We start from the raw sequence: 24,716 nt of genomic DNA, 5'->3' as shown, positions 1-24,716 counted from the left end.
GATGGCTTTTTGCCGAGACCTGGGCGGGCGTGTGAGCCCGCCAGCGACAGGTCTGGAAGGATGAAATTGGCGGTTTGTCGCCAGTCAGTCGAAGTCCTCTGGCGAGCTTCCGCCAGCGCCTGAGAAATTCAGCCCATGTTTGCGCAGCTTGTCGTGCAGCGTCTTGCGCGGCACACCCAGCGCCTCGGCCAGGCTGCGTAGCGAGCCGTGCGGGCGGCTCAGCTCGGCGGCGATCAAGGCGCGCTCGAAGGCTTCGACCTGTTCGCTGAGCCCGCCGTTGACCGGTGGCAGGTTTGGCGCGTTGCTGTCGAGCGCCAGTTCCAGGCCCAGCGCGAAACGCTCGGCGGCGTTCTGCAGCTCACGCACGTTGCCCGGCCAGGGATGACGCAGCAGCAAGGCGCGCTGCCCCGGCTGCAGCTCACGCGGGGCCAGGGCGTGGCGGGCGGCCGCCCCATCGGCAAAGTGCTGGAACAGCAGCAGGGCATCCTCGCCGCGCTCGCGTAGCGGCGGGATGGACAACGGCGCGACGTTGAGGCGGTAGTAGAGGTCGGCGCGGAAGCGCCCGGCATCGGCGGCCTGGCGCAGATCTTCCTTGGTCGCGGCGATCACGCGGATATCCAGCGGGATCAACTGATTACCACCGAGGCGCTCGACCACGCGCTCCTGCAGCAGGCGCAGCAGCTTGACCTGCACATCCATGCTCATGCTCTCGATCTCGTCGAGGAACAGGGTGCCGCCGTTGGCGAACTCGAACTTGCCGATGCGCCGTTTCTGCGCGCCGGTGAAGGCGCCGGCCTCATGGCCGAACAGCTCGCTTTCCACTACCGACTCGGCCAGTGCACCGGCGTTGATGGCGACGAAAGGCCCTTCGCGGCGGTTGGACAGATCGTGCAGGGCGCGTGCGACCACCTCTTTGCCGGCGCCGGTCTCGCCGAGAATCAGTACATCGGTGGCGATGCTGGCCAGTGCACCGATCTGTTCGCGCAGGCGCTGCATGGCCGGCGATTGGCCGACCAGACGGCTGGACAGTTGCTGGCGGTCATTGAGCGCCATGCGCAGGCTGCGGTTGTCCAGCACCAGGCGGCGCAGCTCCAGCGCCCGGCGTACGCTGTCGAGCAGATCGTCATTGGCGAAGGGTTTTTCCAGGAAGTCGTAGGCGCCGGCGCGCATCGCTTGCACGGCCAGCGGCACGTCACCGTGGCCAGTGATCAGCAGCACGGGCAGCTCGGCATCACGCTCGCGCAATTGCTGCAGCAGTTGCAGGCCGTCGATGCCGGGCATGCGGATATCGCTGACCACCACGCCTGGCCAGCCAGCGGGAATGCGCGCGGCCAGGCCCTGCGCGTTGCCCAGGCTGATGACCTTGAGCCCGGCCAGGTCGAGCGTCTGGCTGAGTGCCTGGCGCAGATGGGCGTCGTCGTCGATCAGCAGTACCTGAATGCGGCTGTCGATGGCGCTGTCGCTGGTCATGGCGAAGGGTCCTCTGAGGGTTGCAGGTTGACGCCGGGGCTGGCCAGGCGCAGGGTGATCAGCGCGCCGCCGGCCGGATGATTGGCCAGCAGCAGTTCGCCGTCCAGCGCACGCACCAGACTATCGCAGATGGCCAGGCCCAACCCCAGGCCCTGGGCGCTGGTCTTGGTGGTGAAGAAGGGCTCGCGCGCGCGCGCCAGTGATTCGGGCGAGAAGCCGGGGCCATTGTCACGCAGCAGCAGGTGGAGGTGCTCGGCTTGATGCTCGATGCTGATCCAGATGCGCCGTGGCGGCGCCTTATCGATCAGTGCATCGAGCGCATTGCCGAGTAGATTGCCCAGCACCTGACGCAGCCGCGTCTCGCCAGCCTGGACCCAGAGGGTGGCGTCCGGCAGGTCGCGAATCAGCTCTACATCCATGGCCCGGCGGCGCTTGGCCAATAGCGCCAGAGCATCGTCCAGCGCTGGTTGCAGGGCAACCCGCTCCGGCGCGTGGCGGTCGCGGCGGGCAAAGGCGCGCAAATGGGTGATGATCGAGGCCATGCGCTCGGTCAGCTCGCTGATCAACTTGAGGTTGGCGCGAGCATCGTCGCTGCGCTGATGATCGAGCAGGGTACTGGCGTTCTCCGCATAGCTGCGGATCGCCCCCAGCGGCTGGTTGAGTTCGTGGCTGATGCTGGCACTCATGGTGCCGAGCGCTGACAGTTTGCCGGCCTGGACCAGCTCGTCCTGAGCGCGCACCAGCTCCTGCTGAGCCTGTTCACGCTCGAGCACTTCCTGCTTGAGGCGGCTGTTGAGTAGCTCCAGATCCTGCGTGCGTTCGGCGACGCGCTGCTCCAGTTCGGCCTTGGCGCGAGCGTCCAGAGCAATGCGTTCCAGGTAATGACGGCGACGCAGGATCAGCAGGCCCAGCAACAACAGCAGCGCCAGCAGGGCGGCCGCCCCGACGGCCACGGCGCTGCGCACGGGGCGGTCGAGCAGGATGCGTGGGGCGAGAATGCTCACCGTCCAGCCGGTTTCTTCCAGAGCGCGGCTTTGTGTCAGCCAGGCGTTGGGATCGATATCGAGCAGGGGCGGCGCCTGGGTCGGGTAGGGCTGGTTGGCGGCGATGGCCGATTGCTCGACGCGGTCCAGCGGGCGGCTGGCGTGAAAGCGCCAGTCCGGGCGCGAGGTGAGGATGACCACGCCGTTGGTATCGGTCACCAGCAACTGTTCAGGCGTGTTGCCCCACAGGGTTTCGGTGTGGTCGAGGTCGACCTTGACCACCAGTGCGCCGATATTGTGGTCGTCCTCGCGCACCGGATAGGCGAAGTAGTAACCGCGTTTGCCGGACGTTGTGCCCAGGCCGAAGAAGCGCCCCAGGCGCCCGGCCAAGGCTTCCCGAAAATACGGGCGAAAGGCGAAATTGCCGGCGACGAAGCTGTCGGGTTTGTCCCAGTTGGAGGCGGCCAGGGTGACGCCACGGGGATTCATCAGGTAGATCACGTCGGCGCCGGTCTGGCTCTTCACGCGGGCCAGCAGGCGGTTGGCGTTGTCCAGCGCGGCCGGGTCTTCGGGGGCGTGCAGGGCGGCGCGCAGGCCCGGCAGATCGCCAAGAATCTGCGGCAGGACCTCGTAGCGGCGTAGCGTGCCGAGCAGGTTGGCCACATACAGATCGAGGGTTTGCCGGTTCTGCTCGATCAGCACTTCGCGGTAGTAGCGCTCGGCCAGGAAGTGAACGGGCCACAGCAGTGGCGCAAGCAGCAGCGCCAACAGCACGAGGCTGCGCCAGCGCAGGCGACGGGGAGTGGCGGTGTTCGTGCTCATGGCAAACCGTGCAGAAATGATCGGCGCATTATGCACGTTAAGCGTGCGGCCGGTGATGTGCGCCGGCCGCGCGGATGAAACGCAGGGCCTTCAGTTCATGCGTTGCAGGCAGGCATCCAGTGCCGTGCGCCAGTCCGGCAGGCGAACCTGCCAGTCTTGCTCCAGTCGCTCGCCATCCAGGCGCGAATTGAGGGGGCGCTGCGCCGGTGTCGGATATTCGCTGCTGGGAATGGGACGCAGCCTAGCGCAGGGTTTGCCGGCTGCACGCAGGCGCTCGGCGATGGCGCTGGCGAAGCCGAACCAACTGGTCTCGCCCTGGCAGGTCAGGTGGTAGGTGCCCCAGTGATGGCGCCCCTGCTGCCACTTGTCGATCAGTTCGGCGGTGGCGCTGGCGATGCTGCCGGCCCAGGTCGGCGCGCCGATCTGGTCGTCGACCACGCTGAGCTCTTCGCGCTCCTGCAGCAGGCGCTGCATGGTCAGCAGGAAGTTGCGCCCGTGCTGCGAGTAGACCCAACTGGTGCGCAGGATCAGGTGGTCGCAGCCGCTGATGCGCAGCGCCTGTTCGCCGGCCGCCTTGCTGGCACCGTAGACGCCGAGCGGGTGTGGCGTATCGGCCTCACGGTAGGGGGTGGCCTTGCTGCCGTCGAATACGTAGTCGGTGGAGTAGTGGATCAGCGGGATATCCAGCTCGAAACAGGCATCGGCCATGACGCCTGGCGCCTCGGCATTGATGGCGAAGGCCAGCTCTCGTTCCTGCTCGGCCTGGTCGACGGCAGTGTAGGCGGCGGCATTGATCACCAGCGCCGGCCGCTCGCGCAGAATGGTTTCGCGCAGGCTGTCCGGGCGCGACAGGTCGAATGCCTGCCTGCCGAGACTGATCAGTTCGTGCTCGTGCAGGGCCAGTTGCAGTTCGCGAGCGACCTGGCCGGTGTGGCCGCTGATCAGGATCTTCATGCGAAGGTCTCGGCGTCGGTCAGGCTCAGGCCCTGTTGGTCCTTGGCCGAGAGTTGTGGCGACAGGCCCTCGAGCGGCCAGTCGATGGCCAACTGTGGGTCGTCCCAGCGGATGCAGCGCTCATGGGCGGGGGCGTAGTAGTCGGTGGTCTTGTAGAGGAATTCGGCGTATTCGCTGAGTACCAGGAAGCCGTGGGCGAAACCTTCCGGCACCCACAGCTGGCGTTTGTTTTCGGCGGACAGATGCACGCCGACCCACTTGCCGAAATTCGCCGAGCTGCGGCGTACGTCGACCGCGACGTCATAGACCTCGCCGGCACTGACGCGCACCAGCTTGCCCTGGGCCTGCTGCAGTTGATAGTGCAGGCCGCGCAGCACGCCGCGCGCGGAGCGCGAATGGTTGTCCTGGACGAATTCGCGGGTTACCCCGGTGGCTTCGGCAAAGCGCCGTGCGTTGAAACTCTCGTAGAAGAAGCCGCGTTCGTCACCGAAAACCTGGGGTTCGAGAATCAGCACTTCCGGCAATGCAGTGGTAATCACCTTCATGGGAGTTCCTCGGCAAGCTTGTACAGGTACTGACCGTAGCCGGTCTTGCCCAGCGCCTTGGCGCACGCGAGCAGTTTGTCGCGGTCGATCCAGCCCTGCTGATAGGCGATTTCTTCGAGGCAGGCGACCTTCAGGCCCTGGCGCTTTTCCACGGTCTGCACGTAGTGCGAGGCGTCGAGCAGGCTGTCGTGGGTTCCGGTGTCTAGCCAGGCGAAACCGCGGCCGAAGCGCTCAACGCGCAGGTCGCCACGGGCCAGATAGGCGTTGTTCACATCGGTGATTTCCAGCTCGCCGCGTGGCGAGGGCTTGACCGCCTTGGCGATCTGCACCACGTCGTTGTCGTAGAAATACAGGCCGGTCACGGCAAAGCTGGACTTGGGTTTTGCCGGCTTTTCCTCGATCGACAGCGCATTGCCGGCGGCGTCGAACTCGACCACGCCGAAACGCTCCGGGTCGCTGACCCAGTAGCCGAAGACCGTGGCACCGCTATTGTGGGTGGCCGCGCGCAGCAGCTTCTCGGTGAAGTGCTGACCATGGAAGATGTTGTCGCCGAGGATCAGGCATACCGAGTCGTTGCCAATGAACGACTCGCCGATCAGGAAGGCTTGCGCCAGGCCGTCGGGAGAAGGTTGCTCGGCATACTGCAGGTCGATACCGAACTGGCTGCCGTTACCGAGCATCTTGCGGAAGTTGGGCAGATCTTCGGGGGTGGAGATGATCAGAATCTCGCGAATGCCGGCCAGCATCAGCACCGACAACGGGTAGTAGATCATCGGCTTGTCATAGATCGGCAGCAGTTGCTTGGACACGCCGAGGGTGATGGGGTGCAAGCGGGTGCCGGAGCCGCCGGCGAGGATGATGCCTTTCATGTTTTCTATGTTCCTTGTCGATGCGTAGGGCGGGTGCAACCCGCCGCTGCCTGGCTGGCGGGTTGCACCCGCCCTACGTCTTGAGCTCTAGAGTGCGCCGAGTCGCTGGCCCTGATAACTGCCATCCTGAACGCGGCGGCACCATTCGAGGTTATCTAGATACCACTGCACGGTCTTGCGCAGGCCGGTTTCGAAGGTTTCCTGCGGTACCCAACCCAACTCGCGCTCGATCTTGCTGGCGTCGATGGCGTAGCGCAGGTCATGGCCAGGACGATCTTGCACGTAGGTGATGAGGTCTTCATAGCGCTCGATACCGGCCGGCTTCTGTGGTGCCAGCTCTTCCAGAAGCGCGCAGATGGCGCGTACCACATCCAGGTTCTTCTGTTCATTATGGCCGCCGATGTTGTAGGTCTCGCCGACCTGACCTTCGCTGACCACCTTGAGCAGGGCGCGCGCGTGGTCTTCCACATACAGCCAGTCGCGCACCTGCTGACCGTTGCCATACACCGGCAGCGGTTTGCCCGCCAGGGCGTTGAGGATCATCAGTGGGATCAGCTTTTCGGGGAAATGATAGGGGCCGTAGTTGTTCGAGCAGTTGGTGATCAGCACCGGCAGGCCATAGGTGCGCTGCCAGGCACGCACCAGATGGTCGGACGCCGCCTTGCTCGCCGAATAAGGCGAGCTGGGCGCGTAGGGAGTGGTTTCGGTGAAGAGGTCATCGACACCGTGCAGGTCGCCATACACCTCGTCGGTGGAAATGTGATGAAAGCGAAACGCCGCTTTGCGTTCTGCGCTCAGGCCAAGCCAATAGGCGCGGGTGCTTTCCAGCAGGCTGTAGGTGCCGACGATATTGGTCTGGATAAAGGCCGCTGGGCCATCGATGGAGCGGTCGACATGAGACTCGGCAGCCAGGTGCATGATCGCGTCGGGCTGGAACTCGGCCAGCGTCTGCGCAACCACAGGGCTGTCGGCGATATCCGCCTGGACGAAACGGTAACGCGGGTTGTCATCAACGGGGGCAAGCGATTCCAGGTTGCCGGCGTAGGTCAACTTGTCGAGGTTGAGAGCCTCATGCTCGGTGTGACGGATCAGATGACGGATCAGAGCCGAACCGATAAAGCCGGCACCGCCGGTGATCAGGATGCGCATGGATGATGCCCTTTACCTGTGGAACATGAACGCTAGTCGTCGGCTGCGGATGATAAGGCAGCCACATGAAATAGGGGAGGAAAGCTGTCCTGCCGCTCAGGTCATTCGGTTGCCGGGGCGCCTCTACCCTGACGCCTCACCTCTCTGGTATTTGGTAATCCGATCATAGAGGCGCCGCTAGGCAATCCGGACGTACTTCCGCCCATGGGATGTCTGGTCAAAAGATGCTTGGTTGCGGCGTTTATATGACGTCAATTTTTAACTCCATCCTAATGTCGGATGGATGTTGAAAGGCCATCATAAAAGTGGTTAAGTCGCACCATAACAGAAGCGACAGCATTCTGTCGTATTGCGCGAAATTTTCCTCTTACTGCCTTTTTTCTGTCGCCTGCGGGCGAGATGTTCTCGGAAGATGTGGCGGGAGTAAATATCATGGGTCAGCTTTCGCACGGTAGCTCATTGCTGGCACGCCCTGGCTTTGTTCAGTATTTCCTGGCGGGGATGCGCCTGGTACACGGCTTTACTGCCGCGTTGCCTGGACTGCTGTTGCTGCTGTGGTTGTCGGAAGAGCGTTCTCTAACACAAAGTTATAGTGCAATTCTGTTTTTCTTCGGCGTGCTGACGGTCCTGATGTTCCAGGCTTTGGACGTCTACTCTGAAGATATCTTCAGCAATCTGCTGCGCTTTCGCGTGATGTTTTTCGCTTGGTCGGCGGCATTTTGTCTGCTGCTGTTCATGCATCAGGCACTGGAGATGTTCGGGTTCATGGAAGGGCATCTTCTCGCGCTCTGGTTTGTCGTCAGTTTATTGGCGTTTGGTGCGGAGCGCTTGCTTCTTTTGTCGTTATTCAGGCGATGGGCTGGTGCTGGTCAGTTCCTGCAGAGTGCTGTCATTCTTGGTGGTACCGAAAACGGCGTGCGCCTGGCCGAGTACATGTCGCGTCATTGCGATATCCGCTCCGGTCTGATTGGTTTTATCGATGATCGTATCGGCCGCATACCAGACACTCTGGCGGGCTTGCCGTTGCTGGGTGACAGCCGGGACCTGGAGAGCCTGATCCGCCGCGAGCGGGTCACTCAGGTGTTGGTGGCGCTGCCCTGGTCGGCAGAGAACCGCATCGGCCAGATCGTGCGCGAGCTGCGCAAGTTGCCGGTCAACGTCTTACTCGTGCCGGACATGCTCGCCTTTCGGCATGCACGCAACCGCATCACCGAGGTGGGCGGACTGCCCATGTTCAACGTATCGGAGCGTCCGCTGGATGGCTGGTCGCCCCTGATCAAGCGCCTCGAGGACCTGGTGCTGGCGAGTCTGGCGCTGATACCTGCGTTGCCGGTGATGGTTCTGGTGGCATTGGCCATCAAGCTCGACTCGCCCGGCCCGATACTGTTCCGGCAGAAACGTTACGGTTACAACAATCGCCTGATCGAAGTGTTCAAGTTCCGCTCGATGTACTGCGACCGTGCCGATGCCAACGCCGAGCACCAGACCACCCGCGGCGATGATCGCATCACCCGGGTCGGCCGCTTTATCCGCAAGACCAGTCTCGACGAGCTGCCGCAACTGTTCAACGTGCTGCTCGGCAGCATGTCCATGGTCGGGCCCCGCCCCCATGCCACGGCGACCAAGGCGGCCGGAATCCTCTTTGAGGACGCGGTCAAGGAGTACACCGCGCGGCATCGCGTTAAGCCCGGCATCACCGGCTGGGCGCAGATCAATGGCTATCGGGGCGAAACCGATACGCTGGAAAAGATTGAGAAACGTGTCGAGTACGACCTGCAGTACATCGAGAACTGGTCGGTCTGGTTCGACCTGTACATCCTCTTCCGCACCTTGCCTGCGGTCATCTTCACCCGCGAGGCCTACTGATGAGCACGCTGATTCCCTGCATCGTCGCCGGTGGTGCCGGCACCCGTCTGTGGCCGGTATCGCGTGAGGCTATGCCCAAGCCTTTCATGCGTTTGGCCGATGGTCTCAGCCTGCTGCAGAAGACCTTCGAGCGTGTCGCTGGCCTGGATGATGTGACCAGGCTGCTGACGGTGATCAATCGGGAGCTGCTGTTTCGCACCCTGGACGACTACCGGCCGCTGAATAGTGGGCGCCTGGGGCTGGATTTTCTCCTCGAACCGATGGGGCGCAACACGGCACCGGCGATTGCCGCGGCAGCGTTGCATGCCGTTCGTCACTACGGTGAGGAGGCGCAGTTGCTGGTGCTGCCGGCCGATCACCTGATTCGTGATCAGCAGGCTTTCGTTTCCGCGGTGGCGCGTGCGCGCGATCTGGCCGAGGCGGGCTGGCTGGTCACTTTCGGCATCCGCCCCGGCCATGCGGAGACCGGTTATGGCTATATCCAGCAGGGTGAAGCGTTGGAGGCCGGTGGGTATCGCGTAGCCAGTTTCGTCGAGAAGCCCGACCTGCAGACCGCGCAGGCGTACTTGGAGGGCGGCGAACATCTGTGGAACGCCGGCATGTTCTGTTTCCGCGCCGACGTGCTGCTGCGCGAACTTCGCGAACATGCGCCGCAGGTCGTCGAGGGCGTGGAGAGATGCCTGGCACTGAGTGGGGCCGTCGAAGGCAAGCAGGGCAAGCAATGTGAGCTGGATGCGCCCAGTTTCGCCGAGGTAACGGATATCTCCATCGACTATGCCCTCATGGAGCGCTCCTCCAGAGTAGCAGTCGTGCCTTGCGATCTGGGCTGGAGCGACATCGGCTCGTGGCAGGCATTGCGTGAACTGACGCCAGCAGATGCCAACGGCAATCAGGTCAACGGCGAGGTGATTTTGCATAACGTGCAGGGTTGCTACATCGACTCGCCCAAGCGCCTGGTCGGTGCCGTAGGGGTACGCGACCTGGTGGTGGTCGACACTCCGGATGCCTTGCTGATCGCTGATGCCCACTGCACGCAGGACGTCAAATTCGTCGCTCAGGAGCTGAAGAAGCGCGGTCACGATGCCTATCGTCTGCACCGTGCGGTGACTCGCCCGTGGGGCACCTACACCGTGCTGGAGGAGGGTGCGCGCTTCAAGATCAAGCGCATCATGGTCCGCCCCGGCGAATCCCTGTCGCTGCAGATGCACCACCATCGCAGCGAGCACTGGGTAGTGGTCAGCGGTATGGCCCGGGTGATGAACGGCGAGCGCGACTTTTTGCTCAACACCAATGAGTCGACCTTCATTCCCGCTGGGCACAGTCACCGCCTGGTAAATCCTGGGGTGATCGATCTGGTGATGATCGAGGTGCAGAGCGGCGAGTATCTGGGCGAGGACGACATTGTCCGCTTCAACGATATCTATGGTCGTGCGCCAGCGGGCGAGAAAAGTAATTGATAGAGGGCCTCAGGCGCTCAGCCGGGCGCCTGGTGCGAATACGGAGCCGCAGTGTGGCTCCTTTGTTTCTGGGTTTATAGAGCGGTCGTGGTGAGCGTCGTTTGGATACGGCACTCAGGCGCTGCTTGCGCATGGTTTCGGGGTATTGAAAGTGAATATTGGGATCTTAAAGGGAACTTCCCACATGAAAGCACTGTTGCTGATCGTTGTGACGCTGGGCTTGACGGCCTGTAATACGCCGGCTCGCATCGGACTGCCTGATTCTGACACCGTCGAGGCTGGTCATGCGGCGGCGTTGACCCTGGCTGACCTTCCTCCGGTGCAGGAGCGCATTTATCCGGGCGATGTCCTGCGCATCGTTAGAAACAGTGGCGAAACACCGACCATCTCGGCATTCACCGCCAACTCAATCTATGAGTTGACGCTCTATACGGTGCTCAATGACGGCAGCTTCTCCTACCCCTTCATCGGCAAGGTAGAGGCGGGTGGCAGAACCCCTGAGCAGCTGGCCGCGATCCTGGAGGAGAGGCTGAAGCCCTACTACCGTGAGCCAGGGGTCACGGTGAATATCAATCAGGCGCCGGGTAACACGGTGTTCGTGGGGGGATCGGTGCGAAACCCTCAGCCCTACTCGGCCAGTATCGCGTCCACTCTTGAGCAGGCCATCGTCACTGCTGGTGGCGTCATGCCTGACGCCGACAGCCGTAACGTCGCGCTGCTGCGTTCGAATGCTGATGGGCTTTACAAGACTTACTTCATCGACTTCAGCCAACTGCTTCAAGGTGGCGAACAGGGCCGCCGCGCTGTCGCGTTGCAACGTGGTGATGTGGTTTTCGTGCCCAAGTCCGGTGTGGGTAATCGCATTGAGGGCGTCGACCTCTATCTGAATCAGCTGATCCCGTTCGTCAAAACGATCGGGATTGGCGCCAACTATGACCTGCGCAACAACTAATCGCCAAGGACAGCTCTCATGATCGAAATTCGCACATTCCGTGATCTGTTGCGCCTGTTCTTCATCTTCTTCAGGGAGTTCAAGCTGGCGGTTGTAGTCACTCTGGTGGTCGTATTGCTGGGCGCTTTTTTGCTGCCGACCTCATTCGAGTCCAGCGCACGTCTGTTGGTAAAACCTGGGCGTGACACCAATACACTGCCTATCGAGGTCGCTGACCGCCAGTCGATAGTCATGCCTGCGACTCAGCGTGATCCGATTCTGGACGAAGAGCGCATGCTGACGGGGCGGCCGATTAGTCGTCAGGTCGCTGAACGTTACCTAGAAGAGCTGGCCAATGCCCCGCGTCCTGAAGGTTTCCTGCCCACGGTCAAATATTATGTCGGTCAGGCGGTCAGTGGCGCCATCGAACTTGTCCGTGGTTTTTTCCAGTTACTGGGGCTCGCTGAAGAGCAGACACCAGTCGATCGCTTGGCGACCAAGCTGGAAGACAAATTCAGTGTGACCCACGCTCCCGGTTCGTCGGTGATGGAAATTCGCTTTCGCTGGAGCGATCCGGCAGTGGCGCAGTCGGTGGTACAGAGCTGGGTCGATCTATATCTGGAGGAGCGTACCCGCGCATTAGGGCGTCGCAGTCTCTATGATTTCTACTTGAACCAGAGCGAAGCGAGTTCCGCCGAGATTCTCAAACTCAAGCAGGAGTTGACTGCAGGCCTGGATGAGCTGGGTGCCATCGGTATGGAGGCGCATCTGCAGAATCTGTCTGAGCGCATCAACCAGTTGCGTACCGACAGGTTCAACACTCGCCGGCTGATTTCCTCTACCGAGGGCAGCCTGGCTACCCTGGATCAGCAGATCAAGAGTTTGCCGGCCGAGATCAGTACCTCGCGTGAAGTTGCCCTTAACCCCGTGCAGCAGGATCTGCTGCGTATGCTCAATGGCAAGCGCGCTGAGCGTCAGGATCTGCTGCGCACCTTCACCGAGAATGCACCGCCGGTGAAGAGCATCGACGAGACCATCGCCAGCCTGGAGGCAATGGTCAAAGCGGAGGCCGATACCCTGCAGGTTTCCCAGAACCGCGCCCCGAATCCGATTGCCGAGCGTCTGCGCAGTAACTTCATGGATCAACAGTCCGATCTGGCACGCCTGAAAGCGCAACTGATCCGCCAGGAGGAGCAGCTCAAGATTCTCGAAGAGGAACGCGTCAAGGCTCTGTCCGTTGAGCCCGAACTGGCTCGCCTGCAGCGTGAATTGACGGCTGCCGAGAGAAACTTTGCGCTGTACGACGAAAGCCTGGAAAAGGCGCGGATCGACCGGGAGCTGGATAACAGCCGGATCAGCAACATCGCAATGATCGAGCAGGCCACTTTCAACCCGAGCCGGGTGTTCCCTAAAAGTCTGCTGATGCTCGTGCTGGCTCTGCCGCTGAGTATTCTGGTTGGCTTCCTGACGATCTACTTCTGCTACCTGTTGGATCAGCGGATTCATGACGGCGGTCGTTTCGCGGACAAGTTCGGGGTTCCGCTGTGGACCACGCTGCCAGAGGTTTCTGGCGATCCGACCCAGAACAGCGCTTTTCTGGCTGCGCTCTATCGTTTGTACGGCCTACTGCCGTTGGATCAGGTCGGTGAGCGTGGGTTGGTGTTCGGTTTGACCTCGGCGCGCCGTGGTGAAGGAGTCAGTTTCATCATCGGCCATCTGCGCCGACTGCTCGAAGAGCGCGGCTACAAGGTGCGTGTGGGTGATGCGCCGGCTCAGCCAGGCGAAATCGTATTGCTGGATGCCTCGGCGTTGCTATCGAGCCCCGAGTCTTTCGTGAGTCTGCGCAAGGCCGATCTGGTGGCACTGGTCGTCGAGGCGCAGCAGAGCAACATCCCGACGGTGGCGCATGCCATCGGTGTGCTGAATACCGCGTTCAATAAGGTCGATGGCGTGATCATCAACCGTCGTCGCTTCGAAGTGCCTGATCGTGTGCTGCGCGTGATCGCCAGGGTGCGAGGCGTGGTCTGATGCGGGTTGCCTTGTTGGCGCCGTTGCCGCCCGAACAGACGGGGATTGCGGATTATGCCGCAGTGCTCAAGATGGCACTGGAGGCCAGCTCGGTAGAAGTGATCACTCCACTGGCTGGCTGCGGCAATGATCCGCAGCGAGCTGCGGCTCGGGTGGCAGAGTTCGACTGGAGTGGCGTGGATGTCGTGCATGCCGAGTTGGGTGGCGGTCGACTGGCCGAGTTCCATGCACTGAGAGCCCTGCGGGCGCGCTATCCAGGGCTGCCGCTGTCGGCCACCGTGCATGATCCCGAGCGCCTGGTATGGCGGCGTGCTTCGCTGCCTTGGCCGTTGTCTCTGGCGCAGTCCATGCCGTCGCCATGGCCGCAGGCGGCCACTGTGCTGGCCGACCCACTGTGCCTTTACGAGGAGCGTCAACTGGCAAACAGCCTCGATGCCCTGGTGACGCTGACGGAGACGGGACACAATTGCCTGGTTCGTCGTATGCGTTTGCCGGCGGACAAGGTGCATGTCATTGCCCATGGCAATCAGGTGATCGAGCCGACGCCATTGCCGCCACTGGAGCCGCTGCGGCTGCTCTATTTCGGGTTCATCTATCGCGGCAAGGGTATCGAGGATCTGCTTGATGCCTTGGCGCTGGTGGTTCGTCGCCAACCCCAGATGCTGTCACGGGTACGCCTGACCCTGGCTGGCGGCAGCGCGCCTGAAATGGCTTTCGAGCCAGGTGGCAGCTATCTCGATCAGTTGCGCAGACGCATCATCGAGCAGGGGCTCGAGTCGCTCGTGGAATGGCGTCTGGATCTGCCGGCCGAGGATATCGCCACGCAGATCAAGGCACACCATGTGATGGTGTTGCCGTATCGCGAGTCGAAGAAGCTGAGGCTGCTGGGCGAGCAGCGTGGTACCAGTGGTGCGTTGTCCTGGGCAGCGGCGTGCGGACGTGGCGTGATCACCTCTGATGCCCGTGCTTTCGCCGAGGAGGTCGCCACCGGGAACGGGGCGATATATGCACAAGGGGATGTAAACGCCCTGGCGCAGGAACTGCAGGAGCTGTTGGAGGCTCCGCAGCGCTGCCTGCAATGGGCTGAACGTGCCACGCAGATCGGTCATGAGCGACGCTGGCCAGCCACTGCTCAGCGTTTCAAGGCGCTGTTCACCAACCTTTGCGAGGGTAGGGATCATGCGAAGTAAGCGAGTTGTTCTATCCGCGCTCCTGGTTGCGCTTGTCTTGTTCGTGGCTGTCATTCTCAGTCGCAATGCCGAGGCGGAAGTTACCAGCCTGAAACCGGATCGTCCGGTGGTCTGGAAGGACTTTCTGGGCGTCAACGCGCAGTTCCATTTCTTTCCCGAAGCGACCTATCGCAAGCAGATGGCGCGTTTGCACGAACTCGATCTGCAATGGGTTCGTATCGCCATGCATTGGGCTTTGCTGGAGTCTGCACCAGGCCGTTATTACCCACCTTTCGATGCCGCAACCAAGGTCATGGCCGAGGAAAAATTCAAGGCCGTAGGCTTTCTTTCCGGCTCCGCCCCCTTCGCCACCAGCGCTCCGGCCAACTCTCCCTACCAGGATTCCTTCCCGCCAAAGGACAACCGTCTATACAGCGAGAGCCTGGCGAATTTCGTCGAGCGTTACCCGCAATTCGACGCCTGGCAGATCTGGAACGAGCCGAACCTGCCGCCGTTCTGGCGCCCGAAGGAAGACCCCGATGCTTACGCGGCATTGCTGCACGATGCCGTCGTGACGGTGCGCAAGCGTTTTCCTGACAAACCGCTGCTCACTGCGGGCATGGCCTACTTCAGTCAGATGCCCACTCGCGGCATGAACTTGATGCTCAAGTCGCTGCTTGAAAAGGGCTTGGCCGACTACAACCTGATCACCGCCTATCACCCCTATACCGAGTACCCGGAAACCAACGAGCTGGGCAAGAACGATTTCGTCGAGACCGTCCGTTATGTCAACGGCGGTTTGCGTGGGGAGGGCATCAAGCAGATCTGGGCAACCGAGTGGGGTTGGTCCAGTTATTCCGGGCCCAAGGAAATGCAGGCGATCATCGGCGTTTCCGGGCAGGCCGATTACACGTTGCGCCGCCTGGCGCTGATGAGTGCGCTGGATTTCGATCGCATCTTCCTTTTCAACCTCAGCGATCTGGATGCTCGAGCCAGTGTTCGCGACCAGTCCTACGGCTTGCTCGACCTCAATGGTGAGCCGAAACCGGTATTCAATGCGCTGAAGAACTTTCTCAAGGTCACCGGGCCGCGCCTGGAACCGGCAGAGCCACCCAAGTTCGCCCAGACCCCAAAAGATCTCTACAGCGTTTCCTGGACGCGTGGTGATGGCAAGAAGCTGTTGATGGCCTGGAGTGCCACGGCTGGCAAGCTGCACCTTGATGGCGTACGCCAGGCTACGCTGTACGACCCGCTACGCGGTACCGAGCAGGTTCTGAAGGGAGAGGGCGGTGCTCTCGTGGTTGGGCTCAAGCCCAGCCTGCAACTGCTGGTATGGGATTGAGTGATGTCGCTTAGGATTCTTTGGGTTCTGCCTTATCTGCCATGGCCGACGAGCAGTGGTGGCAAGACGCGGCAGTTCAATCTGTTGCGTGCTCTGGCACAGGCAGGGCATCGCATTACGCTGTTGGTGCAAAGCAAAGTGCCTCTCGATGATGAGGCCCGCAAGGTGCTGGAGCCTCTGCTCGAACAATTGATCGTCTTGCCACGGCGGCCGCTGCGAAGCCCGACCACACTCCTGACCGCTGCACTGTCGCCATTGCCGATGTTGGCGAGCATCAACGGTCATGCGCCTGACTTGAGTCGACGTTTCGCCGAGTTGCTGAAGCAGCCATGGGATGTCATACAGATCGAGCACAGCTACAGCTTTCAGCCATACGAACAGGTACTGCGTCAGACCGCTCAACCGTTCATCCTCACCGAGCACAACGTCGAGTCGGCTTTGGGGGGGGCGATCTATGACCGTTTCCCGGCTTGGCTCCGGCCGATGGTGTGGTTCGACCAGTGGCGTTATCGCCGCTGGGAGCGGCATGTCATGGCGCTAGCGGCGCAGGTAGTGGCTGTAACCGAAGCGGATGCGCAAGAACTGGGGGCGATTACCGGGCGACATATCCCGGTGGTGGTCAATGGCGTCGATTGCGCGCGTTATGCTGCGGTTACCCCGGCTTACGACAGCAATCGTCTGCTATTCATCGGCAATTATGAGTACCCGCCCAATGTGGATGCCGTGGAGTGGGCCATGGGTGAAGTGATGCCCCGAGTCTGGCAATTGCAACCCGAGGCACGCATCACCATTGCGGGCTATGCGTTGCCGGCTGAATGGCCGCAGCGCTGGCCGGATGAGCGCATCGAATGGCATGCCTTTGTACCGGATCTGACTGCTCTACAGTCTCGGGCGGCGATTTTCTTCGCCCCACTGCGTACCGGTGGTGGCTCCAAACTCAAGGTGCTAGAGGCCATGGCAGCAGGGCTGGCGGTGGTCACCACTGCGCAGGGCGTTTCCGGTCTGGCCGTTACGGCCGGAGCCGAGTATGACGGCGGTGAAGATGCCGAGGCGCTTGCCGTTGCAATATCGAAGCAACTGGCTGACCCGGCTGCGATCCAGCGAATGGGGGCGGCAGGTCGTGCCTACGTCGGCAGGGCGCATGACTGGAGCGTCGCTGCGCAGCAACTGCTGGACGTGTATGCAACTGTCGGCAAACCCGGGGAGTTGGCATGCGAGTAGGTCTGGATTACCGGCCTGGTATCAGCAACCCGCACAACGGCATCGGTCGCCAGAACCTGGCTCTGGCCAAGGTGCTGGAAGAGCTGCCGGGTGTCGATCTGCATCTGTTCACGCCTGCCCCGTTGGATCATCCGTTGCGTGCAACCGCGCACTGCCCGACCTGGGATAGCACGGTCGATGGCCAGCATCGTCTGCCGCGCCGCTTGCGTTTCGAACTGGGTTACATGCCCTGGGCGCTGCGGCGAGCGGGTATCGACGTGCATATCAGTACCTTCAACATGGGGTTGCCGTTGCCTCCCAGACCGTCAGGGGTGCGCTATGTTCTGCAGCTTCACGATCTGTTTCAGTTGCACCTGAAGAACCACCACGCCACCTGGCTTCGTGAAACGGTCTATCGCATCAGTGACAACCTCTCGATTCGTTACTCGGTGAATGTCGCTGATCGTATCTGGACACCTTCGCAATACAGCGCCGATGAGGTGGCACGCGTCTTCCCGTCAGCCGCGCCCAAGGTGCGCGTGCTTTCCAACCTGGTGCCCAGCAGTACCCTTGAGCCCATGCTGCCAGAGCAGCCATTGCCATCTCGTTTCTGGTTGTTGGTTGGTACGCGTGAGCCGCGCAAGAACATCGCTTGGTTCATTGAGCACTGGCACAAGGCACGTCTGACTGATCCGGCCATCCCGGATCTGGTGTTGGTCGGCGGTGGCGAATTCGTTGCGCCGCAACAACGTGAACTGCCGGGAGTACATCTCATGCCCACACTCGGTGATGCCGAGTTGCAGGGGCTATATGGTGCTGCTGAGCGTCTGTGGCATCCCTCCTATGCCGAGGGTTTTGGTTTGCCGGTGATCGAAGCGATGGCCGTCGGCACGCCGGTGGCCGTTGCCAGTGGTACGTCGCTCGACGAGATCGTGCCTGAGGGAACGCCACGCTTCAGTCCTTATGACGCTGCGGCCGTGATCGAACTCATGCATCGCCTTGCTCGTCCCGATGAACCCGATCGCCAGGTCTTGCGTGATTGGGCCAGGCGTTACGCGGAGCAGCCCTATCGCGCCCGCGTTGCCGAACTGCTACAGGAGTTGCAGTCATGACATCGTCCTTTGGGATGCCGATAGCGTTGATCTCGGGGCTGGTGTTTGGCGTCCTGCTTTGGTTCATGTCGCCGCTGAAGGTCGTGGTGCTGATCGTCGCCATGGTCATTGGCCTCAATCTTCTGCGCCGCCCATTGCTGGGCTTGCTGTTGTTCGGGCTGATCGCCAATTTCCTGCCTTACTCGACCATCAACGTGGGTGTACGCACGACCGTCTCGGAGTTGCTCATCCTGGTCATCTGGGCCTGCGTGCTGTTTCAGGGCATCTTCGAAGGCACCACCCAGGCTCGTAAGGGCGGGACAACGGAGCGATACGTCCTGGCGTTGATCCTGTTCAGCGCCTTCCCTTTCGTAGTCGGCCAGGTGATGGTTCAAGCCCAGGGTAATGGCGTTGCCAACTGGGTACGCTGGATGGCCAACGTGTCGCTGATTTTTCTGGCAATGCGCCTGCTGCGCGATGAGGGGGCGAGAGAGTCGATGGTGCAGGCACTGCTGTTCGGTGCCTTGGCGATGCTGATGCTTTCCTTGCCCATCTTCCTGGCCGAGCGTTCTGCGGTGGCGCTTAATCCGCTGCTGACCAAACTGGGTTATGCGACTCTGGAGGAGGTGATTGGCGATACCTCCGGCGCTGTATTCCTGCGTATGGGCTCGCCCTGGATTCACCCCAATACGCTGGGTGGTGCCATGGCCCTGCTCCTGCCTCTGGCCTTCTGCTATGGCATCACCCGGATCGGCTGGCGTCGCCTGCTGGGCTTGTCCGTTGGGGTGACGGGTATCATCGCGCTGTTGCTCAGTGGCTCGCGCGGTGCGCTACTGAGCCTCGGTGTGGTGTTGATCTGGCTGGCGATTCGTCGCGTGCCTTATACCGGCCGCCTGTTGATGTGTGGTATCGCCTTCAGCGCGCTGCTGGTGCTGTCCTACCCGCCATTGCAGGATCGCGTTATCGCCATGTTCGATGTCAGCGATGCCAGTACCTCCATGCGTTTTACCGAATATTCCAACTTCCCGCGGGCCATGGCCACTTATCCGCTGGGTATCGGTTTCAAGGTGGAACCGCCGGTTCCTGGGACTGACTTGCACGGCATATCCAACCTGTGGCTGAACATCGTCTACAAGCTGGGCCTGCCTGGTATGTTCCTGTTCATCGCCGCGACCTGGAGTTGGTGGCGGGAGACACGGCCGAGTGGCAAACGAACCGACCTGACTGCGGATAATGCGGTCTGGCTCGGCACTACCTCAGGTCTGATGGCTGCGTTGTTCAGCGGTATCTTCGATCATTACTTCAGCTTCCAGCCGGTTCTGGTCGGTTTGTTCTGGCTGATGATCGGATTGAATCTGCTGGAGTCCCGGCGCTTGCGATCAGGCGCGCCGATGCTCTCTGAAAACGCCTCGCCACACCTATCGTGAGGCACAGAAGCATGCTCGGTTCCACGCTCTGGCTGACGCTGGCCACGTTGATTGGCCTTGCGGCGGGTTTCGCCCGTGAATGGCTGCTGATCGACGCCTGGGGCGCCAGTTTGCGTAGCGACGCGTTCCTCGTCGCGTTGTTTTTGCCCGAGGCGGTGCGCATGGCACTTGCCACCGGGCTGTTCAGCTCGGCGGCGTTACCGCTGTATCAAGAGCGCGACGCTGCCCAGCGCGAGGCATGGCTATCGGCGCTGACCGGGCGGGTATTGGGCTGTGCCTTGCTGATAACCGTGCTGTTTCATGTCGCGGCGCCCTTGTGGGTCATGCTGATTGGCCCCGGCTTGTCCGACGAAGGGCGCATGCTGGCCATGCAGAGCCTGCAAGTGCTGGCCTGGTGCGTGCCGGGTTTCATGCTTCATGCGCTGCTTTGCATTCCCCTTCAGGCGCATGCCCGCTTCGTGCTGGCTGGCCTTGGCTCCCTGCTCTTCAATCTGCCGCCGGTGATCTATCTCGCCGTGATGGGGGAGCAGGCGACGCCTTCAGGATTGGCGAGCAGTTGTCTGCTCGGCAGCTGGCTCATGCCCATGGCGCTGCTTCCAGCCATGCGCGGCATGGGATGGCGACCCTGGCGTTTCCAGGCTGACAGAGATTGCGGTCAACAGTTGCTGAGACGACTTGGGCCTCTGCTGGCCAGCACCATGGCCAGCCAGGGACTGGCATTGCTGGAAAGAATGATCGCTTCGCTGCTGGGGGAGGGCGCGGTAACCTGGCTGAACTTTGCACGTAAGCTCATCAATCTGCCGATGGTCGCGCTGATGAGCCTCAATCAGGTTCTGTTGGGGCTGATGGGCGGCAAGTCGGAGCAGGAACGCTTGGCTCTATTGCGCCGGGGTACCGCTATGGCGACCTTGCTGACCGTCCCTGTTGCTGTTGGTCTGGTGGGCGCTGCAGAGCCTCTGATCCAACTGCTGCTTCCTAGCCAAGCCAGTGGGGGCGTGTTGGCCGCTTTGCTTGGTTGGTTGGGGCTGACGCTACTGTTCGCAGCCTGGAATGCATTGCTGGCGCGCTACGCCTATGCAGCCGGCGACACACGTTTGCCTCTGGCCTGCGAACTGAGCGGCAATGCTCTCAATGTGGTGTTCCTGATGATCCTGCCGTGGATCTTAGGACTCAAGGGAATTGCCCTTGCAGCATTGCTCGGCGTGCTGCTGACGGGGTTCTTGCTGATGTGTAAGCAGCGTTTGCTGGGCAGCCTGGATTGGAAGAGGCAGTGGGGCTTGGGGCTGGCAATGCCTGCGTTGGCGCTGCTGATTCCACTGAGCGTGCCGCTGGGCTGGTGGCAGCTTGGTTCCACGATCGTCATCTCTGGACTGCTGATGGTCTTGCTAGCAGCTTGGCTCAGACCCTGGCGAGCCGCCTAGGGATTCACCGCGCTCGGGCCCTGCTGCCTGGGGCATCGCTTTGACCTTCCTGGCCTGCCTGGACGTAGTGGCTGTTCTTGTGCAGCCAACGTTTCTCCACTCCGTGCCACATCAGAGCCGCTGCGAACAGCGTCAGACCTACGGTGGCCAGCAGAGCCAGCCAGGCATTGGCCTCGAAGGCGCCGAAATGCACCATCGTCTGCGCGATGGGAAAGTGCAGAATATATACGCCATAGGAGAAGTCGCCGAACTTGCAGAAGTTCCCGACGTAGTTGTACAGCGCAAAGAAGATCACCAGGATCGCCAGGGCGATCGGCTTGAGTGCCTCCACCTCGATCAGCGGGCGAGCCAGGAAGTAGATCGCCGCGGCCAGTACCAGCCATTTCACATGGCGTTCAAAAAAAGGCAGCAGGTAATAGAGTGCTGCGCCTGCGATGAAGAAGCGCAGTTGCCCGGGCAGCTGTTTCTCCAGTTGGAAATACATGCCTCGGCCCGTGCTTTCGTGCAGGTGGAACATGATCAGCGAGTAGGCTGTCGAGGCGACGAATAATGCCAGCAAGATACGCGAGCGTCCCAGGCGTCGGCATAGCCAGACGATCACCGGAACACTCAGGTAGAACATCACTTCAATCTTGATCGTCCACAGCGCGCCATTGACGGCGGCCATACGGTTTTCTGTGAACACACCCGGTAAATCCGGCTGTAGGAAGTTGAGAAAGGCGAGATTGGTCGTGAGGTATTGAGCGAACTCGCTGGACAGGAAGTACGCAGACAACGAGCGGTCGCTGATGCTCGAGAGCAGAATCGCTGCCAGCGTTACCGAGACGAAGTAGGCCGGATAGATGCGCCGGGCGCGTTTTTCGAAGTAGCTGGTCAGAGACCGGGATTTCTCGTAACTCATGAAGATCAGGAAGCCGCTGATCACGAAGAACGACTCGATGGCGATCTTGCCCGACAGCAAGGTATCGATAATACCCAGCTCGCTGGCACCCGAGAGCTCATGGGCGTGCAACAGGCAGACAGCCAATGCCAGCAGCAAGCGAATGAGATCGAAGTTGTTCTGTCGCAGACGCGGGCTGCTGATACTCATGGATGATGAATCACTCTGCGTGCCTCGCTGCCAGCGCGGCAGAATTGGGGGCGGGTTTCTTCTTGAAGATCTTCTTGCCCAGATTATTGGCCGCATTCATCAAGGGTTCCTCTATGAGGCGGAAGCCCACCAGCCCATAGATCATCACTGCTGAGAACATGATGACGAGGAATGCGATATTGCCTATCAGGCTGGGGGAGGCCAGTTCGAAGAGAACCCACAGCTTTCCGATCACGCCGATCACCAATAGGTGCGATAGGTAGGTGGTGTAGGAGCTGTCACCGATGGCAACCATGAAGTTTGGAACGCTCAGTTTGTCGCGGCGCTCCAGCAGGGTGGCGCCGATGGTCAACAGACCGAACAGGGTGCCAAGGCTGAATACGCGTACCAGGCCTTCGCCCCGGAACAGGCCGAGGTTATAGCCCACTGGTACGCCAATCAGTGGCACGAACAACAACATGCCGATGGCCACGCGGGTTGAGACGCGCTCACTCAGTGGGCTGAAATAGAACAGGGCAATCAGGCTTCCCATTACGAATTCGATTGCGTAGGGATGCAGAATCAAGCGCAAGACAGGACCGAAGCTGGAGGTATCGAACGCCAAGTTGGCGCAAATGATCAGCCCGGCCCAGCTTGCCAGAATCCAGGGCAGGTAGCGTTCGCGGAACAGCATCAGTGATGTGAAGACCAGGTAGAACCACATTTCGAAGACCAGTGACCAAGCCACCATCACCAGTGGGAGGTTCTTGTCGGGCACCAGAAAGAAGGATTTCCAGAGATTCGGCTCACCGTGCGCGCTATTAATCCACTGAGGCATGATGAGGAACACGGCAAGGGTGATGAAGAAGTACACCCAGTAAGGTGGGTAGATGCGCGCAACCCTGGCATATGCGAATTTGGCGATTTCCTTGGGGACTTGGAATCTTCCTCGAGAAACCATGACCATGATGAAACCACTGACGACAAAAAACCAATCGATAAATAGCTGATTGAAGTCTTTTATCTCTGCTGGCAATAAAGTGGCGCCAGAATATTTCTCTTCAGCGAACGTCATGTGACCAATGACGACCCCGGTCAGGCCAATACAGCGAAATGCCTGCAGAGTGTTCAACTTGGACATAAGGCGCTCCCGTTATTCAAAAAGCAGTGGCTGTTCAACAAGCGAACGGCACTGTCGAAAAAATGGCATCAATACTTTGGCAGAAAATATAAGGTAAGACGTGATGGTCTATTGGAGTTTTGCGTGCGATATATGGGGCAGCATGCCATCATGCAGCTTGCGCTGGCAAGTGGCCTCGGAAGCTTGAGCGCGGTGCTGGCGGTGCTTTAACCTGACTGCATCGGAGTCGCCGGTTGCAGCTAAGGTCGTTGTTGTATAGGGGGTTCCGTGAGAGGACGATGTTTGGTTATGGAGTCATCAATGTTTCGATTGGTAATTTCTAAGCCCCTTGTTATATCCGCAGTCTTTTACCTGGCGGGGCTCTATCCGGCAGCGCATGCAGCAGATGACGATCCTGTAAGGATGCTGATAAAGAAGTATGCTGCTGATACATACGCGACCATGGATGATCTTCTATATATAAGAACCTATAAGTGTCTCGAACCTGCATATAGTGAGAATGCCGTCCTCTTTTACGTCCCCTATTCGGACGACAACAAACTGCTGTTCAGTAACGGAGTCGAGTGCAAGGTCATGGAAGTCTATGACCGTGGTGCGCATTACAGCAGAGAAGGGCGCTAGTGTTACCCATATCCTCCTAATTCCCGCCGCCGCAGGTCTGCCTATTGTGGTTCGCGGTAGGCGTGGCCCGAGAGCCGTGTGGTGACGAGTCGGGATTAGGTCGTGGGTGCCCTGTTTCGTTTTTCTAGGGGGTGGCAATGATTGCGGTCATTTTTGGTGGCACGGGATTCATCGGAAGTTTCTTCGCCCGCTTTCTTCTCGATGAGCAGGGCTTTGACAAGGTCTATGTCGTTGATCATGAGGCGCTCGAGCAGAAAGCCAGCGCCTTTCGGCGTCAGCTACTCAGCAGTTCAACAAGGACCGAAGTGGTTCTTTGGGATGTGCGTAAGCCCATCGAGTGGATGCCTGCTGAGCCGGTCGACCTGATCGCCAACTTTGCTGCGGTGCACCGTGAGCCTGGGCATGAGGATGTCGAATATTACGAAACCAACCTGCTAGGTGCGGAGAACGTATGCGCCTGGGCCGACAAGGTGGGTTGCAAGCGCATGATCTTCACCAGCTCGATTTCTCCTTACGGCCCAAGCGATGCCGTGAAGGACGAGCGCTCGCTACCGGTTCCGGCGACAGCCTATGGTGGCTCCAAGTTGGTAGCCGAGAAGATTCATCAGATCTGGCAGGCGCGTGATGCTGCCAGTCGGCGGCTGGTCATTGTGCGGCCTGGTGTGGTTTTCGGGCCGGGTGAGGGGGGGAACGTTTCCAGATTGATCAAGGCGGTACTGCATCGCTACTTTTTCTACATGGGCAACCGTGCGACCCGCAAGGCGGGCACCTATGTGAAGGAGTTGTGCAGCGCCATGTGGTGGGTGTTACAGCGGCAGGAGACGGAGGAGCCTCGCGTCGATCTGTTCAACATGTCGATGAACCCGGGGCCATCCATCCAGGAGTATGTCGAGGTCGTCTGCAAGGTGGCAGCCGTCAAACGACGCGTGCCAGCGATTTCCTACCCGCTGCTGTTGGCAGTGGCATACATCATCGAAACTGTGGCCAAACCTCTTGGCATCAAGCATCCCTTCAGCCCTGTACGCATCCGCAAACTGGTCAGATCCAACAACATTCTGCCTACCTACCTGGTGGAGAGGGATTATCCCTATCAGTACACGCTGGAGAGTGCTTTTGCGGATTGGAAGAGAAGCTGCCCGCAAGAGTGGCAATGAGAGGCGT

General features: G+C 60.5%; 19 protein-coding genes. 11 read left to right on the top strand and 8 right to left on the bottom strand.

Annotated features, from left to right (window positions below):
• Positions 1–84: 84 nt before the first annotated feature.
• From BLT86_RS17570 to rfbB, 6 genes are all read right to left on the bottom strand, one after another.
• On the bottom strand, positions 85–1,470 hold the full coding sequence (locus tag BLT86_RS17570; protein ID WP_017675976.1) for a sigma-54-dependent transcriptional regulator: 1,386 nt from the start codon (positions 1,468–1,470) through the stop codon (positions 85–87).
• The gene (locus tag BLT86_RS17565; protein ID WP_092378553.1) at positions 1,467–3,275 is read right to left on the bottom strand and encodes a sensor histidine kinase; all 1,809 of its coding nucleotides are present in this window, start codon (positions 3,273–3,275) and stop codon (positions 1,467–1,469) included. The genes BLT86_RS17570 and BLT86_RS17565 overlap by 4 nt, the downstream gene beginning before the upstream one ends.
• A gap of 90 nt (positions 3,276–3,365) precedes the next feature.
• Positions 3,366–4,229 carry a dTDP-4-dehydrorhamnose reductase gene (gene rfbD, locus BLT86_RS17560; RefSeq protein ID WP_092378550.1) on the bottom strand — a complete coding sequence of 288 codons (864 nt, stop codon included), beginning with the start codon at positions 4,227–4,229 and terminating at the stop codon, positions 3,366–3,368.
• Positions 4,226–4,774, bottom strand: a complete 549-nt coding sequence (gene rfbC, locus BLT86_RS17555; protein ID WP_064495044.1) for a dTDP-4-dehydrorhamnose 3,5-epimerase — start codon at positions 4,772–4,774, stop codon at positions 4,226–4,228. Before rfbC ends, rfbD begins: the two co-directional genes overlap by 4 nt.
• A complete protein-coding gene (rfbA, locus tag BLT86_RS17550) occupies positions 4,771–5,643 on the bottom strand; it encodes a glucose-1-phosphate thymidylyltransferase RfbA (RefSeq protein ID WP_092378547.1) in 873 nt (290 codons plus the stop codon). Before rfbA ends, rfbC begins: the two co-directional genes overlap by 4 nt.
• Positions 5,644–5,730: 87 nt before the next feature.
• Positions 5,731–6,792 carry a dTDP-glucose 4,6-dehydratase gene (gene rfbB, locus BLT86_RS17545; RefSeq protein WP_092378544.1) on the bottom strand — a complete coding sequence of 354 codons (1,062 nt, stop codon included), beginning with the start codon at positions 6,790–6,792 and terminating at the stop codon, positions 5,731–5,733.
• Positions 6,793–7,224: 432 nt separating this feature from the next.
• Here rfbB and BLT86_RS17540 point away from each other — a divergent pair, with 432 nt between their 5' ends.
• The 10 genes from BLT86_RS17540 (at position 7,225) to BLT86_RS17495 (ending at position 20,724) form a co-directional block, all read left to right on the top strand.
• Positions 7,225–8,658 (top strand): undecaprenyl-phosphate glucose phosphotransferase, encoded by a 1,434-nt coding sequence (locus BLT86_RS17540; RefSeq protein WP_092378540.1) that lies wholly within the window; start codon positions 7,225–7,227, stop codon positions 8,656–8,658.
• Positions 8,658–10,115, top strand: a complete 1,458-nt coding sequence (locus BLT86_RS17535; RefSeq protein WP_092378537.1) for a mannose-1-phosphate guanylyltransferase/mannose-6-phosphate isomerase — start codon at positions 8,658–8,660, stop codon at positions 10,113–10,115. Before BLT86_RS17540 ends, BLT86_RS17535 begins: the two co-directional genes overlap by 1 nt.
• Before the next feature lie 184 nt (positions 10,116–10,299).
• A complete protein-coding gene (locus BLT86_RS17530) occupies positions 10,300–11,067 on the top strand; it encodes a polysaccharide biosynthesis/export family protein (protein ID WP_092378534.1) in 768 nt (255 codons plus the stop codon).
• 18 nt (positions 11,068–11,085) lie between these two features.
• A complete protein-coding gene (locus BLT86_RS17525) occupies positions 11,086–13,074 on the top strand; it encodes a GumC family protein (protein ID WP_092378531.1) in 1,989 nt (662 codons plus the stop codon).
• A complete protein-coding gene (locus BLT86_RS17520; protein WP_092378527.1) occupies positions 13,074–14,264 on the top strand; it encodes a glycosyltransferase in 1,191 nt (396 codons plus the stop codon). The genes BLT86_RS17525 and BLT86_RS17520 overlap by 1 nt, the downstream gene beginning before the upstream one ends.
• Entirely contained in the window at positions 14,254–15,585 is a 1,332-nt protein-coding gene (locus BLT86_RS17515) for a beta-xylosidase (RefSeq protein WP_092378524.1), read from the top strand. The genes BLT86_RS17520 and BLT86_RS17515 overlap by 11 nt, the downstream gene beginning before the upstream one ends.
• Before the next feature lie 3 nt (positions 15,586–15,588).
• Positions 15,589–16,806, top strand: a complete 1,218-nt coding sequence (locus BLT86_RS17510; RefSeq protein ID WP_092378522.1) for a glycosyltransferase family 4 protein — start codon at positions 15,589–15,591, stop codon at positions 16,804–16,806.
• Complete coding sequence (locus tag BLT86_RS17505; RefSeq protein ID WP_092378519.1) at positions 16,797–17,897, top strand: glycosyltransferase family 4 protein; 1,101 nt, start codon at positions 16,797–16,799, stop codon at positions 17,895–17,897. The genes BLT86_RS17510 and BLT86_RS17505 overlap by 10 nt, the downstream gene beginning before the upstream one ends.
• Entirely contained in the window at positions 17,894–19,303 is a 1,410-nt protein-coding gene (locus BLT86_RS17500) for an O-antigen ligase family protein (RefSeq protein ID WP_231976550.1), read from the top strand. The genes BLT86_RS17505 and BLT86_RS17500 overlap by 4 nt, the downstream gene beginning before the upstream one ends.
• 11 nt (positions 19,304–19,314) lie before the next feature.
• Positions 19,315–20,724: a lipid II flippase MurJ gene (locus tag BLT86_RS17495; protein WP_092378513.1), complete on the top strand. Its 1,410-nt coding sequence runs from the start codon at positions 19,315–19,317 to the stop codon at positions 20,722–20,724.
• Between the two features lie 4 nt (positions 20,725–20,728).
• Here the strand turns inward: BLT86_RS17495 and BLT86_RS17490 are convergent, their stop codons facing one another.
• Positions 20,729–21,814 (bottom strand): acyltransferase family protein, encoded by a 1,086-nt coding sequence (locus BLT86_RS17490; RefSeq protein ID WP_197676069.1) that lies wholly within the window; start codon positions 21,812–21,814, stop codon positions 20,729–20,731.
• A gap of 10 nt (positions 21,815–21,824) precedes the next feature.
• Positions 21,825–22,934 carry an acyltransferase family protein gene (locus tag BLT86_RS17485; protein ID WP_092378510.1) on the bottom strand — a complete coding sequence of 370 codons (1,110 nt, stop codon included), beginning with the start codon at positions 22,932–22,934 and terminating at the stop codon, positions 21,825–21,827.
• A gap of 758 nt (positions 22,935–23,692) precedes the next feature.
• On the opposite strand from BLT86_RS17485, the gene BLT86_RS17475 reads away from it, so the two are divergent.
• The gene (locus tag BLT86_RS17475; RefSeq protein WP_092378504.1) at positions 23,693–24,709 is read left to right on the top strand and encodes an NAD-dependent epimerase/dehydratase family protein; all 1,017 of its coding nucleotides are present in this window, start codon (positions 23,693–23,695) and stop codon (positions 24,707–24,709) included.
• Positions 24,710–24,716: the final 7 nt, after the last annotated feature.

The sequence above is a fragment of the Pseudomonas sihuiensis genome (assembly GCF_900106015.1).
GTDB classification, from domain to species: domain Bacteria; phylum Pseudomonadota; class Gammaproteobacteria; order Pseudomonadales; family Pseudomonadaceae; genus Aquipseudomonas; species Aquipseudomonas sihuiensis.
Note: the sequence above shows the minus strand (reverse complement) of the source record. Positions and strands in the feature narration are given on the sequence as shown.